This is a genomic window from Pseudomonas sp. PDM27 (genome assembly GCF_019219205.1).
Taxonomy (GTDB): domain Bacteria; phylum Pseudomonadota; class Gammaproteobacteria; order Pseudomonadales; family Pseudomonadaceae; genus Aquipseudomonas; species Aquipseudomonas laurylsulfatiphila.
In genome coordinates this window covers 166,285-181,082 of sequence record NZ_JAHUWF010000009.1, presented here as the reverse complement: position 1 = coordinate 181,082, position 14,798 = coordinate 166,285, and the positions used below count along the sequence as shown (strand labels likewise).

General features: G+C 60.9%; 14 protein-coding genes. 4 read left to right on the top strand and 10 right to left on the bottom strand.

What is annotated here, in order from left to right:
* Window positions 1-64 precede the first annotated feature (64 nt).
* The gene (locus tag KW838_RS19400; protein WP_218502643.1) at window positions 65-1,012 is read left to right on the top strand and encodes an LD-carboxypeptidase; all 948 of its coding nucleotides are present in this window, start codon (window positions 65-67) and stop codon (window positions 1,010-1,012) included.
* 95 nt (window positions 1,013-1,107) lie between these two features.
* Here KW838_RS19400 and KW838_RS19395 read toward each other — a convergent pair whose 3' ends face one another.
* The 5 genes from KW838_RS19395 to leuS all read right to left on the bottom strand — a co-directional run bounded on the left by KW838_RS19395 (window position 1,108) and on the right by leuS (window position 7,216).
* Window positions 1,108-2,430 carry a lytic murein transglycosylase gene (locus KW838_RS19395; RefSeq protein WP_218502642.1) on the bottom strand — a complete coding sequence of 441 codons (1,323 nt, stop codon included), beginning with the start codon at window positions 2,428-2,430 and terminating at the stop codon, window positions 1,108-1,110.
* Between the two features lie 61 nt (window positions 2,431-2,491).
* On the bottom strand, window positions 2,492-2,656 hold the full coding sequence (gene arfA, locus KW838_RS19390; protein WP_015096971.1) for an alternative ribosome rescue factor ArfA: 165 nt from the start codon (window positions 2,654-2,656) through the stop codon (window positions 2,492-2,494).
* Window positions 2,657-2,839: 183 nt separating this feature from the next.
* Complete coding sequence (gene holA, locus KW838_RS19385) at window positions 2,840-3,877, bottom strand: DNA polymerase III subunit delta (RefSeq protein WP_218502871.1); 1,038 nt, start codon at window positions 3,875-3,877, stop codon at window positions 2,840-2,842.
* A 39-nt stretch (window positions 3,878-3,916) separates the two neighbouring features.
* On the bottom strand, window positions 3,917-4,522 hold the full coding sequence (lptE, locus tag KW838_RS19380) for an LPS assembly lipoprotein LptE (protein WP_102700962.1): 606 nt from the start codon (window positions 4,520-4,522) through the stop codon (window positions 3,917-3,919).
* 87 nt (window positions 4,523-4,609) lie between these two features.
* Window positions 4,610-7,216 carry a leucine--tRNA ligase gene (leuS, locus tag KW838_RS19375; protein WP_218502632.1) on the bottom strand — a complete coding sequence of 869 codons (2,607 nt, stop codon included), beginning with the start codon at window positions 7,214-7,216 and terminating at the stop codon, window positions 4,610-4,612.
* 281 nt (window positions 7,217-7,497) lie between these two features.
* Here leuS and KW838_RS19370 point away from each other — a divergent pair, with 281 nt between their 5' ends.
* Together KW838_RS19370 and KW838_RS19365 are read left to right on the top strand one after the other, a co-directional pair.
* Window positions 7,498-7,818: a hypothetical protein gene (locus tag KW838_RS19370; protein WP_015096967.1), complete on the top strand. Its 321-nt coding sequence runs from the start codon at window positions 7,498-7,500 to the stop codon at window positions 7,816-7,818.
* Window positions 7,819-7,922: 104 nt separating this feature from the next.
* Window positions 7,923-8,702 carry a YdcF family protein gene (locus KW838_RS19365; RefSeq protein WP_102700941.1) on the top strand — a complete coding sequence of 260 codons (780 nt, stop codon included), beginning with the start codon at window positions 7,923-7,925 and terminating at the stop codon, window positions 8,700-8,702.
* 118 nt (window positions 8,703-8,820) lie between these two features.
* Here KW838_RS19365 and lnt read toward each other — a convergent pair whose 3' ends face one another.
* From lnt to miaB, 5 genes are all read right to left on the bottom strand, one after another.
* Window positions 8,821-10,344, bottom strand: coding sequence for an apolipoprotein N-acyltransferase (gene lnt, locus KW838_RS19360; RefSeq protein ID WP_218502615.1), 1,524 nt, complete (start codon window positions 10,342-10,344; stop codon window positions 8,821-8,823).
* An 8-nt stretch (window positions 10,345-10,352) separates the two neighbouring features.
* On the bottom strand, window positions 10,353-11,192 hold the full coding sequence (locus KW838_RS19355) for an HlyC/CorC family transporter (RefSeq protein ID WP_007975860.1): 840 nt from the start codon (window positions 11,190-11,192) through the stop codon (window positions 10,353-10,355).
* A 5-nt stretch (window positions 11,193-11,197) separates the two neighbouring features.
* Entirely contained in the window at window positions 11,198-11,692 is a 495-nt protein-coding gene (gene ybeY / locus KW838_RS19350; RefSeq protein ID WP_015096963.1) for an rRNA maturation RNase YbeY, read from the bottom strand.
* Window positions 11,685-12,692, bottom strand: a complete 1,008-nt coding sequence (locus KW838_RS19345; protein WP_102700943.1) for a PhoH family protein — start codon at window positions 12,690-12,692, stop codon at window positions 11,685-11,687. Before KW838_RS19345 ends, ybeY begins: the two co-directional genes overlap by 8 nt.
* 215 nt (window positions 12,693-12,907) lie before the next feature.
* Window positions 12,908-14,236: a tRNA (N6-isopentenyl adenosine(37)-C2)-methylthiotransferase MiaB gene (miaB, locus tag KW838_RS19340; RefSeq protein WP_102700944.1), complete on the bottom strand. Its 1,329-nt coding sequence runs from the start codon at window positions 14,234-14,236 to the stop codon at window positions 12,908-12,910.
* Window positions 14,237-14,369: 133 nt separating this feature from the next.
* On the opposite strand from miaB, the gene KW838_RS19335 reads away from it, so the two are divergent.
* A complete protein-coding gene (locus KW838_RS19335; protein ID WP_003185742.1) occupies window positions 14,370-14,699 on the top strand; it encodes a DUF1820 family protein in 330 nt (109 codons plus the stop codon).
* The last annotated feature ends 99 nt before the right edge of the window (window positions 14,700-14,798 follow it).

Below are 14,798 nucleotides of genomic sequence, written 5' to 3'. Positions count from 1 at the left end.
CTCTTCAGTTTGTCCCCGTTCCTGACTACTGTGTGCTGAAGTTCTCACCCAGGGAGATTCACGGATGACCGCTCGACCGACCCACACCCTTTGCCCTCATGCTCCCGTCCCGGCACTGCCGTCGGAAGGCAGGATCGGCGTTATCGCACCCGCCGGTCCCGCGACGCTGGACACCGACAAGGCGGTGCAATGGATGTGTGCCCGAGGCTACTCACTGAAAGTGTTTCCCGGGGTCTACGAGAAAGATGGCTACCTGGCCGGCAGCGACGACGTGAGGCTCAATGACCTGCACGCTGCGTTCGCGGATCGTGAAGTCGATGCCATCATCTGCCTGCGCGGAGGTTACGGCACCCCCCGGTTGCTTGATCGCGTCGATTTCCAATTGCTGCGCGACAACGCCAAGCCATTCATCGGCTACAGCGACATCACTGCCTTGCATTTGGCAATCAGTCGTTATGCCGGCTTCGTGACATTTCATGGCCCGTTGCTCAACGCCGACCTGCTGGGTGGCAAGCAAATACCAACGGAGTCTTCCTTTTTCAACATGCTGCGCGGGCAGGTGAGGGCGGGCTCGGTGCTGGCTCATCCGGTGGCCTACCCGCTGACCACGATCGAGCCGGGCGTCGCTCATGGGCGCTTGCTCGGTGGCAATCTGGCCATGATCGCCGCGACCATGGGCACGCCCTACGAGATTGATGCCGAGGGCGTCATTCTGTTGATCGAGGACATCAACGAGCCGCTGTATCGCATCGACCGGTTGCTGACCCAACTGCGGCTGGCGGGCACGTTGCACAAGCTGCGCGGCGTGTTGGTCGGGGATGTGGCGGGGGTGGAGGTGGCCGCGCTGGACAGGTTGCTCAAACAGACCTTCGCGCCATTGAAGATTCCGGTGTTGTCCGGGTGGCGAAGTGGGCATTGCGACCCGAATCTGACGCTGCCCATGGGGGCGTTGGTCAGGCTGGATGCGGGGAATCAGGAATTGATGTTGGAGCAGGATGTGGTAATCAGGTAAGACGCGAACATCTGGAAAAGATCGCAGCCTGCGGCAGCTCCTACGGGGTTTTGTGTACACCCGTAGGAGCTGCCGAAGGCTGCGATCTTTTGCTTTTAGCGGTTGCGCAACCCTTCCAGCAACTTGTGCGTCGGATACCCATCCGCTGGCCAGCCAAACGACTGCTGGGCGCTGCGGATCGCCTTGCGGGTGTTGGCGCCGATGATCCCGTCGGCGGTGCCGGCGTCGTAGTTTTGTGCGCTCAACAGGTTTTGCAGCTCGATCCGCTCGGTACGGCTCAGTGGCAGGTCATCCTTTGGCCATGTGCCACTGATCAAGCCCCCCCCATTGAAGCGTTCGGACAACAAGCTCACCCCCAGGGCGTAGGACGACGAGTTGTTGTACTTGAGGATTGCCCGGAAGTTATCGAGCACCAGGAACGCCGGGCCACGGTAACCGGCCGGCAGCAGCAGGGCGGCGGACAATTGCTCGGAGTCGGCCGGGACCTGGCCACCGTTGGGCAGGGTAATGCCCAGTTGCCGCCATTCAGCGACGCTCTTGCGAATCGTGCCGTCGGCCAGCAGGTAGTTGAACCCGCTCGGCAGCTGGACTTCAAAGCCCCATGGCTGGCCTCTCTGCCAGCCAGAACTCTGCAGGTAGTGCGCGGTAGACGCCAGGGCATCGGCCGAGCTGCTCCAGATATCGCGACGCCCGTCACCATCGAAGTCCACGGCATGGGTGTTGTAGGTGGTCGGGATGAACTGGGTCTGGCCCATGGCGCCAGCCCAGGATCCCAGCATCTTCTCGGGCTCGATATCGCCTTGTTGCAGGATTTGCAGTGCAGCAATCAATTGCGCGTGGGCGAAACCGGGGCGACGGCCTTCGTAGGCCAGGGTCGCCAGCGAGTTGATCACCGACTTGTTGCCCTGGAACTGGCCAAAGTTGCTTTCCATGCCCCATACAGCTACCAGCGCCTGACGATCAACGCCATAACGCTGTTCGATGCTTTGCAGGACGTCGGCGTACTGGTTGACCAGCGACTGGCCTTTACGTACCCGCAGCGGCGACAGGGCACCATCGAGGTATTCCCACACCGGTTTTGCGAATTCCGGTTGGCTGCGGTCGGCACTAATCACGCTGGGGTCGAAGCTGACATTGGCGAAAGCGCGATCAAACAGATCGGCGCGGATACCCGCGGCCAGGGCATCCTTGCGGAAACCTGCCTGCCATTCGGCGAAGGTCTGGGTTGGCTGGATGTCGAGGTTCTCACCCGTCGGAACCACAGGCGGAACAACCGCCGGGGCGGTGGCGACAGGAAGCGTCTGAAGCGGCTGAGCGTCGGCTGCGGTCGGTTTTTCCGCACAGGCGACAAGCAAAACAAGGCTGGAGGCAGCGATCAATTGGCGTAGGTGCCAACGACGGGGAAGACAAAAGGGCATGCACGGGTCCAGGGAGTACGAATCAGGTACAGACCTTAACATGTTGAAGGGGTGTTCTGCTTTACGCAGCCAGAAAGTAAGAAGCCTCCCAGTTGTCAGACTGGAAGGCTTCGCGGCGGTAACTGCCTTTGCCCTTGGCGGGACGTTCCTGGCGGCTGCGGAACAATGGCTGGGCGATGATGGATTTGGCCTTGTTGGGGCCATGCGTTGATGGCTTTTTGCTCATGGTCGGGTCTCACGGGTAGGTAGGTTTTGCGGGGGAAATAATCTGCCGAAGTCGGGGTTCTGTCTATAGGGCAGAGGTCGGTGGGGTTTGTGGGAAGAAAGATCAAAAGATCGCAGCCTGCGGCAGCTCCTGCAGGGGATTGCGTTCACTTGTAGGAGCTGCCGCAGGCTGCGATCTTTTGATTTACTCGGCGGGCAACGACAATCTCTGGCCGGCCATCAACAACGTCAACCGGCTCAAGCTCATCCACGGCGAACCCGCCGCCTGGCCCTTGATCTGCGCGTCGATGCGTTGCGCTTCCAGCAGCAGTTGCGCCCAGCGTTGTGCCGAGTAGCGTTGCAGGGCTTTGCTCATCAACGGTTTACGTTTGTCCCAGACCGGGGGCTTGGCCTGGCTGAAGGCCTTGTCCAGCGGCGTCCCCTGGCTGTATTGCAGGGAAATATTGGCCAGCAGGCGCAGCTCCCGGGCCAGGGCCCAGAGAATCACCGGCGGCTCGACGCCTTCGCCGCGCAAGCCTTCAAGCATGCGTAATGCATGGGCTGCTTCACCATTGAGCACTGCATCGGTCAGGCCAAAGACGTCGAAGCGCGCACTGTCGGCCACTGCCGCCTGCACGGTTTCAACGGTAATCTGTCCCCCTTCGGCCATCAGTTTGAGCTTTTCGATTTCCTGGGCGGCGGCCAGCAGGTTGCCCTCGACCCGTGCTGCGATCAGCTCAACGGCGTCCTGGCTGGCGGACAGCCCGGCCTGGGACAGGCGTTGGCGGATCCAGCTGGGCAACTGGGCGACATCGACTGGCCAGATCTGCACGAACTGGGTCTGCTGTCCTTCGACCAGCGCTTTGCCCCACTTGGTTTTCTGTGCGCTGCCATCGAGTTTCGGCAAGCTGATCAGCAGCACGGTGTCGTCGGCCGGACGCGAGCAGTACTCGATAAGCGCGGCGGCGCCTTTGTCGCCGGGCTTGCCGGAAGGCAGGCGCAGCTCCAGCAGGCGCTTTTCGGCGAACAACGACATGCTGGCACCGGCTTGCAGCAAGGTCCCCCAGTCGAAATTGGCGTCGGCGGCAAACACCTGGCGTTCATCGAATCCCTGCTGACGGGCAGTCGTGCGGATGGCGTCGGCCGCTTCCTGGCACAGCAGCGGGTCATCGCCGCTGATGATGTAGACGGGCGCAAGGACGCCTTGCAGGTGTTTGGCGAGTTGGGCGGGGGCGAGCTTCATAGGAAAGGGCAAACGGGGCGCCTGAGCGCCCCGTAAGTCTTACTGCTGCGGCAGTTCGACAGGCGACTGACGCGGGGTTTCCGCTTCAGCCTTTTTTGCCGCTTCCAGTGCCGCGGCGTCAGCCTTGGCCTTGGCTTCGGCAGTCTGCTGCAACTGATCCAGTTGGCCCGGGGTCAGTTGCTCCAGACGCAGCATCATGCGTTGAACCATTTCCCGGCGGCCTTCCGCACGGGCTGTTGCGGCTTCCTGGTCGGACCCCACCAGATTGCTGCCGTCGTGCATAAAGACTTTCTGCACTTCAAGCTTGTCGCTCAACAATGGCAGATCACCGCTACCACGGATGTCGTAGCTCAGCACGGTGGTGAGCTGGTACTCGCCGGTACTGCTGGCGCCTGCGTAGCTGAGGATGCGCTGGCTTTCCTGCTCATTGGTCAGCACCAGTTTGTACGGTGCGCCGGTATAGACTTTGACGCCGCTACCTTCCAGTACGCGACGCAACTGGGTCACGGTTTCGCCATAAGCGTTACGGGCGCTCAGGTCGAGTTCCTTGATCGCCAGTTGGTTGGTGCCGGTGCCGCGCAGCTGGAAACCGCAGGCGCTCAGCAGAACCGCGAGGCCCATCACCAGCAGATTGCGTTTGATCATCTTGTTGCTCCCCTTGAAACCATGTGGGCCGATCAAGCGGCCCGAAAGGTTTTACTCGGCGCCAGGCTCACCTGGCGCCTGATCCAATTAGCTGGCGACGATATTGACCAGTTTCCCGGGCACTACGATCACTTTACGAATGGTCAGACCGTCGACGAAGCGCAGGACGTTCTCGTTGGCGCGGGCGGCGGCTTCGACTTCTTCACGGCTGGCACTGGCCGGCATTTCGATCTGACCACGCAGCTTGCCGTTGACCTGGATGACGAGCGTCAGGCTGTCCTGCACCAGTGCGCTGTCGTCCTGCACCGGCCAACCGGCGTCGATCACAGGATCAGCGTGGCCCAGTTGATGCCACAGCTCGTGGCTGATGTGCGGTGTGATCGGGGCGAGCAGCAGGGTCACGGTTTCCAGGCCTTCCTGAACCAGCGCGCGATCCTGTTCGGTGCCTTGTGCGGCTTTCTCCAGCACGTTCATCAGCGTCATCACCTGGGCGATGGCGGTGTTGAATTTGTGGTTCTGGCCGACGTCCTGGCTGGCCTGCTTGATGGCCAGGTGGATCGAGCGACGAACGGCTTTCTGCTCGTCATTCAGGCTGGCGACGTCCAGTTTGCCCGGCAGGCCCTGAGTGACGTGTGCTTGAGCCAGACGCCAGACGCGCTTGAGGAATCGGTGCGAGCCCTCTACGCCGGAGTCGGACCATTCCGCGCTCATGTCAGGTGGCGAGGCGAACATCATGAACAGGCGGCAGGTGTCTGCACCGAACTGGTCAATCATCGACTGTGGGTCGACGCCGTTGTTCTTCGACTTGGCCATCTTCTCGGTGCCGCCGATTTCCACCGGCAGGCCGTCAGCTTTCAACTTGGCGCTGATGACCTTGGCCTTGCTGTCACGCTCGAGCTCGACGTCCGCCGGGTTGAACCAGGTGTAGGCGCCATTGGTTTCGCGGCGATAGTAAGTCTCGGCGATCACCATGCCCTGGGTCAGCAGGTTCTTGAACGGCTCGTTGGAGCTCACCAGGCCTTCGTCGCGCATCAGCTTGTGGAAGAAGCGCGCGTACAGCAGGTGAAGAATCGCGTGTTCGATACCGCCGATGTACTGGTCAACCGGCAGCCAGTGGTCGGCCGCCGATTTTTCCACCAGGCCGCCTTCGAAGTGTGGCGAGGCGTAGCGGGCGTAGTACCACGAGGACTCGACGAAGGTGTCCATGGTGTCGGTTTCACGCTTGGCCGGCGCGCCGCATTTAGGGCAGCTGCACTCGTAGAACTCGGGCATGCGCGCCAGTGGCGAACCGGCGCCATCCGGCACCACGTCTTCCGGCAGCACGACCGGCAGTTGATCTTCCGGTACCGGCACGTCACCGCAGGTGGTGCAGTGGATGATCGGGATCGGGCAGCCCCAGTAGCGCTGACGGCTGATGCCCCAGTCGCGCAGGCGGAACTGGGTACGCGAGGCGCCCAGTTCTTTCTTGATCAGCGCGACTTCGATGGCGTCGAAGGCGCCCGCGAAGTCGAGGCCGTCGAACTCGCCGGAATTGATCAGCGTGCCGTGCTCGCCGTAGGCGTCTTGCCATGGCGCCGGGTTGCTGTCACCGGAGCTGGTGCGCACGACCGATTTGACCGGCAGGTTGTATTTGTGGGCGAATTCGAAATCGCGCTCGTCGTGGGCCGGAACTGCCATCACCGCGCCGTCGCCGTAATGCATCAGCACATAGTTGGCGACCCAGACCGGCAGCTTTTCGCCGGTCAGCGGGTGCTCGACGAACAGGCCGGTCGGCAGGCCTTTTTTCTCCTGGGTGGCGACGTCGGCTTCAGCCACGCTGCCGCCCTTGCATTCAGCGATGAAGGCTTGCAGCTCGGGATTGTTCTGTGCAGCCAGGGTGGCCAGGTGGTGTTCGGCGGCCACGGCGACATAAGTCGCTCCCATTAAAGTGTCCGGACGGGTGGTGAAGACTTTCAGTGCACCGGTTTCGCCGATGGAGTCGACGTTGTACGGGAACTGCACTTCCATGCCGCGGGACTTGCCGATCCAGTTGCGCTGCATGGTCTTGACCTGTTCAGGCCAGCCAGTCAGTTCGTCGAGGCTCTCCAGCAGTTCATCCGCATAGGCAGTGATCTTGAAGTAGTACATCGGGATTTCGCGCTTCTCGATCAGCGCGCCGGAACGCCAGCCGCGACCGTCGATCACCTGTTCGTTGGCCAGGACGGTCTGGTCGACCGGGTCCCAGTTCACGGTGCCGCTTTTCTTGTAGATCACACCTTTTTCGAACAGGCGGGTGAACAGCCATTGTTCCCAGCGGTAGTAATCGGGCTTGCAGGTGGTCACTTCGCGCGACCAGTCCACCGCCAGGCCCAGGCTGCGCAGCTGGCTTTTCATGTAGGCGATGTTTTCGTAGGTCCACTTGGCGGGCGCCACGTTGTTCTTCATCGCGGCGTTTTCCGCCGGCATGCCGAAGGCGTCCCAACCCATCGGTTGCAGAACGTTCTTGCCCTGCATGCGCTGGTAGCGGGAGATCACGTCGCCGATGGTGTAGTTGCGCACGTGCCCCATGTGTAGCTTGCCGCTGGGGTAAGGGAACATCGACAGGCAGTAGTAAGTCTCCTTGCCTGGCTGTTCACTGACTTCAAAGGACTTTTGCTCGTCCCAGAACGACTGGGCGGCGGCTTCGATTTCACGGGGCTGATATTGTTCGTGCATGGCTACTTTTGAACTGAATAGGGGTGGCCTAATCCTCTTCAATGCAACGCTGGACGTTGAAGCCGCCTCATTGGCGTTTTCGCTGGCCAGCCGAGCTGGAAGTGGAGTTACAGGAAGCGCCGTAGCATACATGACCGCGCTCTACCGAGGGAAACCCTGATTGTTGCCACACGTCCTGCGAAAACCGCTGCGAGGGCCGTTGGTCGCGGCGTTCAGCCGGTTTGTTCATGGAAGCTAAGCTCTAACTGGGGAGTAGGTCATATCTTCCAATGAGGTGAGGGATGGTTGAGTCACAGCAAAAAGCTACAAAACCGGAGCTATACGAAAGGCTGATCGATCGTTTGGCCTTGGCCCTGGAAGCGGCAAGGACCGCTGGCCGGTTGCGCGACGAACGCCCTCTGGAGCTGGAGCTGCGAGGCCTGAGCCCCGCAGAGTTTGCACTGGTCAAGGCGTATCTGGATCGCAGTGAACGTGAAACGCACGGATGCTTGTCAGAAGCGGTAAAGCAACTCGACGCACCACGTTCAGCCAAAATCATCTGGCTCAAGGACAAGGTTCCCGGCAGAGACGCGGTAAAGGTCCGGTCTTTGCAGTTCAAATAGGACACGGTGCCATGCTCCATGAGTTTTTGAAGCATAGTCCTTCCATATTGATTGTCGCATCGCGCCAACCCACTTAGGCTTCGGGCATCTCCAGGAGATGCTCGATGCCGTTCCGTTATTTCGTAAAACAACTTCTATTGCCGCCCGGCATTCTATTGCTGCTGCTTTTGCTTGCCTGGTGGTTGCGCCGCTCAAGGCCGAGGCTTGCCGGTGTGTGCTTTGCTCTGGGACTGGGTGGTTTCTGGCTGATGAGCCTGCCGGTGGTTGTGCAGTGGGGTGCCGGCCTGCTCGAGCGGGAGCCACCGCTGGCCCGCGATGAATGGGCAGTCCTGGGGCAGCGTGCGGACGCGATCGTGGTCCTTGGCTCGGGGCGCGAGCGCGGTGATGTGGCCTGGGGCGCCGACCAGCCCACGGGCGTCGGTCTGGAGCGCCAGCGCTTTGCCGCGCGACTGGCCAAGGCTTCCGGGTTGCCGGTACTGACCAGCGGCGGCCTGCATTACGGCACGCCGCCCAGCGAGGCGCAGATGATGGCTGACGCCTTGCGTGACGATTTCGGCTTGAGCGTGCGCTGGCAGGAAGGGCGCAGCCGCACGACCTGGGAAAATGCGCAGTTCAGCGCCGAGGTGTTGCTTCCCCAGGGCATCAAGCGTGTGGTGCTCGTGACTCAGGCCTGGCATATGCCACGGGCGGCCTGGAGTTTCCGCAAGGCCGGTTTCGAGGTGGTGCCGGCGCCGGTAGGGTTTCTGGGCGGCGATAACGCGCGACCTCTGGGTGGCTGGATGCCGGAGTTCAAGGCAATCTGGCAGAACGGGCAGTTGATGAACGAGGCGGTGGGGCAGGTCGGTTATTCGTTGTTCTATCGAGGTGATGTCGGCACTGATTGATGCGGTGCCTGTGATGCCGCCTTCGCGAGCAAGCCCGCTCCCACACTGGATCTAAGTCGGTCACAGTATTTGTGTAAGACGCCGATCAAATGTGGGAGCGGGCTTGCTCGCGAAGCTTTTAAACGGTTTTAGCCATCCGGCTCGCAATCAGTGCCCAGCCAAACAACAACACGCAGACTATGAGCAATGGCCATGAACGCCATTCCAGGTACGGCGTCAGGTTGTGCATCGGCACCACTTCGCCATACAGAATGCCGCGTTCGAACTGCGGGATCTGATCGGTGATCTGACCGAACGGGTTGATCAGGCCGGACACGCCGTTGTTGGTGGCACGGATCATCCAGCGGCCGGCTTCCAGCGCGCGCATCTGTGCCATCTGCAGGTGTTGCAGCGGGCCAATGGAGGTGCCGAACCAGGTGTCGTTGCTGATGGTCAGCAACAGGTCGCTGCGGGCGGCAAGGCTGGCGGCGAACTCCGGATAAACCACCTCATAGCAGATGAACGGCGCGATCTGATAACCCTTGGCCTGCAGCAGCGGCTGGTCAGCCGGGCCGCGAGCGAAGTCCGACATTGGCAGGTCGAAGAAGGCGATCAGCCCGCGCAGGATGTCCTGCAAGGGAACATATTCACCAAAGGGCACCAGTTTTTGCTTCAGGTAAGTGCCGTCGCCTTCACCGGTCACGGTGATGCCATTGAAGAAACGCTTCTCGTGGCGTACCTCCATGCGGACCGGGACACCGGTGATCAACGCCGATTTACGTTCGGCCGCGAAGTTGCCCATCATGTTCAGGTAGCCCTCGGCGGACTCCTTGAGCACCGGGATCGCCGTTTCCGGCCAGATGAGCAAATCGACGCGTTTGGAGCTGAAGCTCATGTCGCGGTACAGCGCCAACTGCGCGTTGAGCTGCGCCGGATCCCACTTCATGCTTTGTTCGATGTTGCCCTGAATGGCGGCGACGCTCAGTGGCGGGCCCGAAGGGCTGGTCCAGGCGTGGTGCTTGAGCGCCATGCCGACCAGCCATGGGCCGACCAGCAGCAATACACCGGCAGCGATGAAGCCTTTGCGTCCCGTGCGAACCAGGCGCAAGCCGTTGTAGATCAGCGCCGCTGTCAGCGCCAGGATAAAGGAAATCAGCCACATCCCACCGAGGGGCGCGAGCCCGGCCAGCGGGCCGTCGAGCTGGCTGTAACCGGAATACAGCCACGGGAAACCGGTCAGGAACCAGCCGCGGAAGGCTTCCTGGGCGACCCACAGCGCAGCGAAGGCCAGGGCGTCGGCCAGTGGCGCCTCATTGCGGCGCAGCCAGCGCGCCCAAATCCAGGCGGGCAGGGCAAAGAACCAGGCAATCGCCGCCGTGAAAAGCAGCATCAGGAAACCGGCCAGCATTACCGAAGCGCCGCCGAAGTGGTGAATGCTGTAGTAGATCCAGCTGGTGCCGGCACCGAACAGGCCGAAACCGAAACACCAGCCGCGACCCAAGGCTTGACGTGGGCTCAGTTCGCGCAGGCCGGCATAGAACAGACCGACGGCGAGCAGTGCCAGTGGCCAGATATCGAACGGCGCCAGGGCCAGGGTGGTGATTGCACCGGCCGCCACGGCCAGCAGGTTACCGGGCCAGCCGGGGCGGGTTGTCCAGCGCATTTCAATCCTTAGCGAGCAATGGGCGTCAGGCGAAGCAAGTGAATCCGACGGCTGTCGGCGTTCAGGATGCGGAAGCGGTATGGGCCGATTTCAGTGATTTCGTTACGTTTTGGCAGATGCCCGAACGCACTCATCACCAGACCGCCAACGGTGTCGAATTCATCGTCGGAGAACTCGCTGTCGAAAAACTCGTTGAAGTTCTCGATCGGTGTCAGGGCCTTGATCAGGAAATCACCGCTCGGCAGCGGCTTGATGTAGCTGTCTTCTTCGACATCGTGTTCGTCTTCGATGTCGCCGACGATTTGTTCCAGCACGTCTTCGATGGTGACCAGGCCTGCCACGCCACCGTACTCGTCGATGACGATGGCCATGTGGTTGTGGTTGGCGCGAAACTCGCGCAGCAGCACGTTAAGGCGCTTGGATTCCGGCACGAAGGTGGCTGGACGCAGCAGATCCTTGATGTTGAAGCTGTCGCCGTTCTCCTTGAGGATCAACGGCAGCAAGTCCTTGGCCAGCAACACGCCCATCACGTCATCGTGGCTTTCGCCGATGACCGGGTAGCGGGAGTGGGCCGAGTCGACCACGGCAGGCAGGAACTCGCGGGGTGTCTGGTTCGCCTTGATGCTGACCATTTGCGAGCGCGGGACCATGATGTCCCGCACCTGCAAGTCAGCCACCTGGATGGCGCCTTCGACGATGGCCAGCGCTTCGCTGTCCAACAGTTTGTTCTGGTGTGCATCGCGCAGCAGCTCCAGCAGCTCCTGGCGGTTTTTCGGCTCGTGGGCAAAAGCCTGGGTGAGCTTACCCAGCCATGACTTCTGCCCGTTGCTCGATCGATCTTCGCTCATAGCGATTACTCTGAATCCTTTGTTGTTTCTGTGGGGGATAAATCGGTTTCGTCGTCCGCATACGGATCGGGAAAGCCCAGTTCTGCAAGCAACGTTCGTTCCAGTGCTTCCATCTCTTCGGCTTCGTCGTCATCAATATGGTCGTAACCGAGCAGATGCAAGCAGCCGTGAATCACCAGGTGTGCCCAATGGGCCTTGAGTTGCTTACCTTGTTCGGCGGCTTCACGCTCGACCACGGCGACGCAGATCACCAGATCGCCCAGCAGCGGGATGTCGAGGAACTCATCCGGCACATCGGCCGGGAATGACAAGACGTTAGTTGCGTAATCCTTTTGCCGCCAGGTGTGGTTCAGCTCGCGTCCTTCGGCTTCGTCGACCAGGCGAATGGTCATCTCCGAGTCGGCGCTGCGCTGGCGCAAAGCCAGTTCGCACCACTGGCGGAACTCGGCTTCGCTGGGGGCAGGGGCTTGGGTAGCGATTTGCAGGTCAAGCTCAAGCATCGCGGCGGCTATCCTTGGCGGTTGCTTCATCGGCCGCACGGGTTTCGAAGCGCTCGTAGGCTTCAACGATGCGCTGTACCAGCGGATGGCGCACGACGTCCTTGGGCTGGAAATGGGTGAAGCTGATCCCCGGCACTTCCTTGAGCACTTCAATCACATGGTGCAGGCCGGACTTGGTGCCGCGTGGCAGGTCGACCTGGGTGATGTCCCCGGTGATGACGGCCGTGGAACCGAAGCCGATCCGGGTCAGGAACATCTTCATTTGCTCGACCGTGGTGTTCTGGCTTTCGTCGAGAATGATGAAGCTGTTGTTCAGCGTACGGCCGCGCATGTAGGCCAGCGGCGCGACTTCGATCACCTGGCGCTCGATCAGCTTGGCGACGTATTCGAAGCCGAGCATTTCGTAGAGCGCGTCGTAGAGCGGGCGCAGGTACGGGTCGATTTTCTGCGACAGGTCGCCGGGCAGGAAGCCGAGCTTTTCACCCGCTTCGACCGCCGGACGCACCAGCAGGATGCGGCGAATCTGCTCGCGCTCCAGTGCATCCACCGCGCAGGCGACGGCGAGGTAGGTCTTGCCGGTACCGGCCGGACCAATGCCGAAGTTGATGTCGTTGCCGAGGATTTCTTTCACGTAGCGCAGCTGATTCAAGCCGCGGGGGCGAATCATGCCTTTCTTGGTGCGCAGCGCCACGGACGGTTCGGCGGGGGAGTGGTTGTCCAGCTGTTCCACGGCAGATTCCTGCAGGAACAGGTGCACCATGTCCGGCGACAGCTCGGTACCCTTGGTTTCCCGGTACAGGCGGCGCAGGAGGTTTTCCGCGGAGGTGGTGTGTTTGGGCTCGCCGATCAGCTCGAACTGATTGCCGCGATTGCGGATCTCGATGGTCAGGCGTTGTTCGATCAAGCGCAAATGCTCGTCGAATTGCCCGCACAGATTGGCGAAGCGGCGAGCTTCAAAAGGCTCGAGGATGAAACGATGTGGTTCTATGGGTGCGTTCAAGGTCGTATTTAGCCGCCCTGGGGCAATTGAGATGAAATCAAGGATAACGCCAGAGGGCTGGGTGCGAAAGCTCTTAAATGAGGCAACCCGATTCCCGCCTCTGGCGCTGTACCTGTGGGAGCGGGCTTGCTCGCGAAGACGGAGTGTCAGTCGACATTAATGGTGCTGACAGACCGCCTTCGCGAGCAAGCCCGCTCCCACAGGGATATTCGGTGTTATTGGATCAGCGAACCCCGCAGCGAATGCGGCTGCGCGGCATCGATGTGCACGTCCGCGAACTGGCCGATCAGGGTCGGATTGTCGCAGCGGAAGTTGACGATACGGTTATTCTCGGTCCGGCCTTGCAGCTCGCCCGGGTCTTTTTTCGAGTAATCGGTCACCAGGATCCGCTGGATCGAACCGACCATTTGTCGGCTGATCTCGAAACCTTGCTGGTTCAGGCGATGTTGCAGGGCATTCAGGCGCTCTTTTTTCAGTTCTTCCGGCGTGTCATCGGCCAGGTCGGCGGCCGGAGTGCCCGGGCGTTGGCTATAGACGAACGAGTAGGAAAAGTCGAAACCGACGTCGGCAATCAGCTTCATGGTCTGTTCGAAGTCTTTCTCGGTCTCGCCCGGGAAGCCGACGATGAAGTCCGAGCTGATGCAGATGCCCGGCACGGCGGCGCGCAGCTTGCGCAGTTTGGATTTGTATTCCAGTGCGGTGTGGTTGCGCTTCATCGCCGCGAGGATGCGGTCCGAGCCCGACTGCACTGGCAAGTGCAGGTGCTTGACCAGTTCCGGCACATCGGCGTGGGCCTGGATCAGGCTGTCGGAGAACTCCAGCGGATGCGACGTGGTGTAGCGGATGCGGTCGATGCCATCGACGGCGGCAACCACGCGGATCAGCTCGGCCAGATCCGCCAGGCGCCCGTCATGGGTGAGGCCGCGATAACCGTTGACGTTTTGCCCCAGCAGTGTCACTTCGCGCACGCCGTTTTCGGCCAGGTGAATGATCTCGGCAATCACGTCGTCGAACGGCCGGCTGACTTCTTCACCGCGGGTGTAGGGCACCACGCAGAACGTGCAGTACTTGCTGCAGCCTTCCATCACCGACACGTAAGCGCTCGGGCCGTCGATGCGCGGCTCGGGTAAATGGTCGAACTTTTCGATTTCCGGGAACGAGACGTCGACTTGCGGCAGCCTGGTGATGCGCGCGGCGTCGATCATTTCCGGCAGGCGGTGCAGGGTTTGCGGGCCGAACACCACGTCGACGTACGGCGCGCGATCGCGGATGGCCGCACCTTCCTGGCTGGCCACGCAACCGCCGACGGCGATCACCATGTCCGGGTTGGCCAGCTTCAGTTCGCGCCAGCGCCCGAGTTGGGAGTAGACGCGGTCCTGCGCACGTTCGCGGATCGAGCAGGTGTTGAGCAGGATGACGTCGGCGTCTTCAGCGCGCGCGGTGACTTCCAGGGCCTGATGTTCGCCCAGCAGATCGACCATGCGCGAGCTGTCGTACTCGTTCATCTGGCAACCGTGGGTTTCGATGTAAAGCTTCTTGGCCATGGAAAGAGTCATCACGTGATTCAAAGAACCGCGCATTATAGGGAACATGTCCCGTGGTTCCTACCATTGCGCGTCCGACGGCTGTGCTATAGTTTGCGCCCTCATTTTTACCCCGATGTGTTACCCGCCCACCATGACCAAACGTGAAGCTCCAATCTACAAGGTGATTTTCCTCAACCAGGGCCAGGTGTTCGAAATGTACGCCAAGCAGATCTATCAAAGTGATCTGTGGGGCTTTCTGGAAGTGGAAGAGTTCGTCTTTGGCGAGCGCACGCAAGTGGTCGTCGATCCGAGCGAAGAAAAGCTCAAGGCTCAGTTCGAAGGCGTGGTGCGCAGTTTTGTGCCGATGCATTCGATCGTGCGTATCGACGAAGTCGAGCGTCTGGGGACCCCGAAAATCAGCGAAGCCCGCGGCGCGGTCGGCAATGTCATGCCGTTTCCGATGCCGATGCCTGAGAAGTAAGGCTCAAGATCGAGTCGCCCTATCGCGAGCAAGCTCGCTCCCACATTTGACCGTATTTCCATGAGAAAACTCGGTTAACTGTGGGAGCGAGCTTGCTCG

Coding starts and splice junctions, on each gene's coding strand:
- KW838_RS19365 (WP_102700941.1), top strand. CDS start 7,923: ATGCCGTTCCGTTATTTCGTAAAACAACTTCTATTGCCGCCCGGCATT.
- lptE (WP_102700962.1), bottom strand. CDS start 4,522: ATGATCAAACGCAATCTGCTGGTGATGGGCCTCGCGGTTCTGCTGAGC.
- KW838_RS19370 (WP_015096967.1), top strand. CDS start 7,498: ATGGTTGAGTCACAGCAAAAAGCTACAAAACCGGAGCTATACGAAAGG.
- holA (WP_218502871.1), bottom strand. CDS start 3,877: ATGAAGCTCGCCCCCGCCCAACTCGCCAAACACCTGCAAGGCGTCCTT.
- KW838_RS19355 (WP_007975860.1), bottom strand. CDS start 11,192: ATGAGCGAAGATCGATCGAGCAACGGGCAGAAGTCATGGCTGGGTAAG.
- lnt (WP_218502615.1), bottom strand. CDS start 10,344: ATGCGCTGGACAACCCGCCCCGGCTGGCCCGGTAACCTGCTGGCCGTG.
- miaB (WP_102700944.1), bottom strand. CDS start 14,236: ATGGCCAAGAAGCTTTACATCGAAACCCACGGTTGCCAGATGAACGAG.
- KW838_RS19400 (WP_218502643.1), top strand. CDS start 65: ATGACCGCTCGACCGACCCACACCCTTTGCCCTCATGCTCCCGTCCCG.
- KW838_RS19335 (WP_003185742.1), top strand. CDS start 14,370: ATGACCAAACGTGAAGCTCCAATCTACAAGGTGATTTTCCTCAACCAG.
- KW838_RS19395 (WP_218502642.1), bottom strand. CDS start 2,430: ATGCCCTTTTGTCTTCCCCGTCGTTGGCACCTACGCCAATTGATCGCT.
- leuS (WP_218502632.1), bottom strand. CDS start 7,216: ATGCACGAACAATATCAGCCCCGTGAAATCGAAGCCGCCGCCCAGTCG.
- arfA (WP_015096971.1), bottom strand. CDS start 2,656: ATGAGCAAAAAGCCATCAACGCATGGCCCCAACAAGGCCAAATCCATC.
- ybeY (WP_015096963.1), bottom strand. CDS start 11,692: ATGCTTGAGCTTGACCTGCAAATCGCTACCCAAGCCCCTGCCCCCAGC.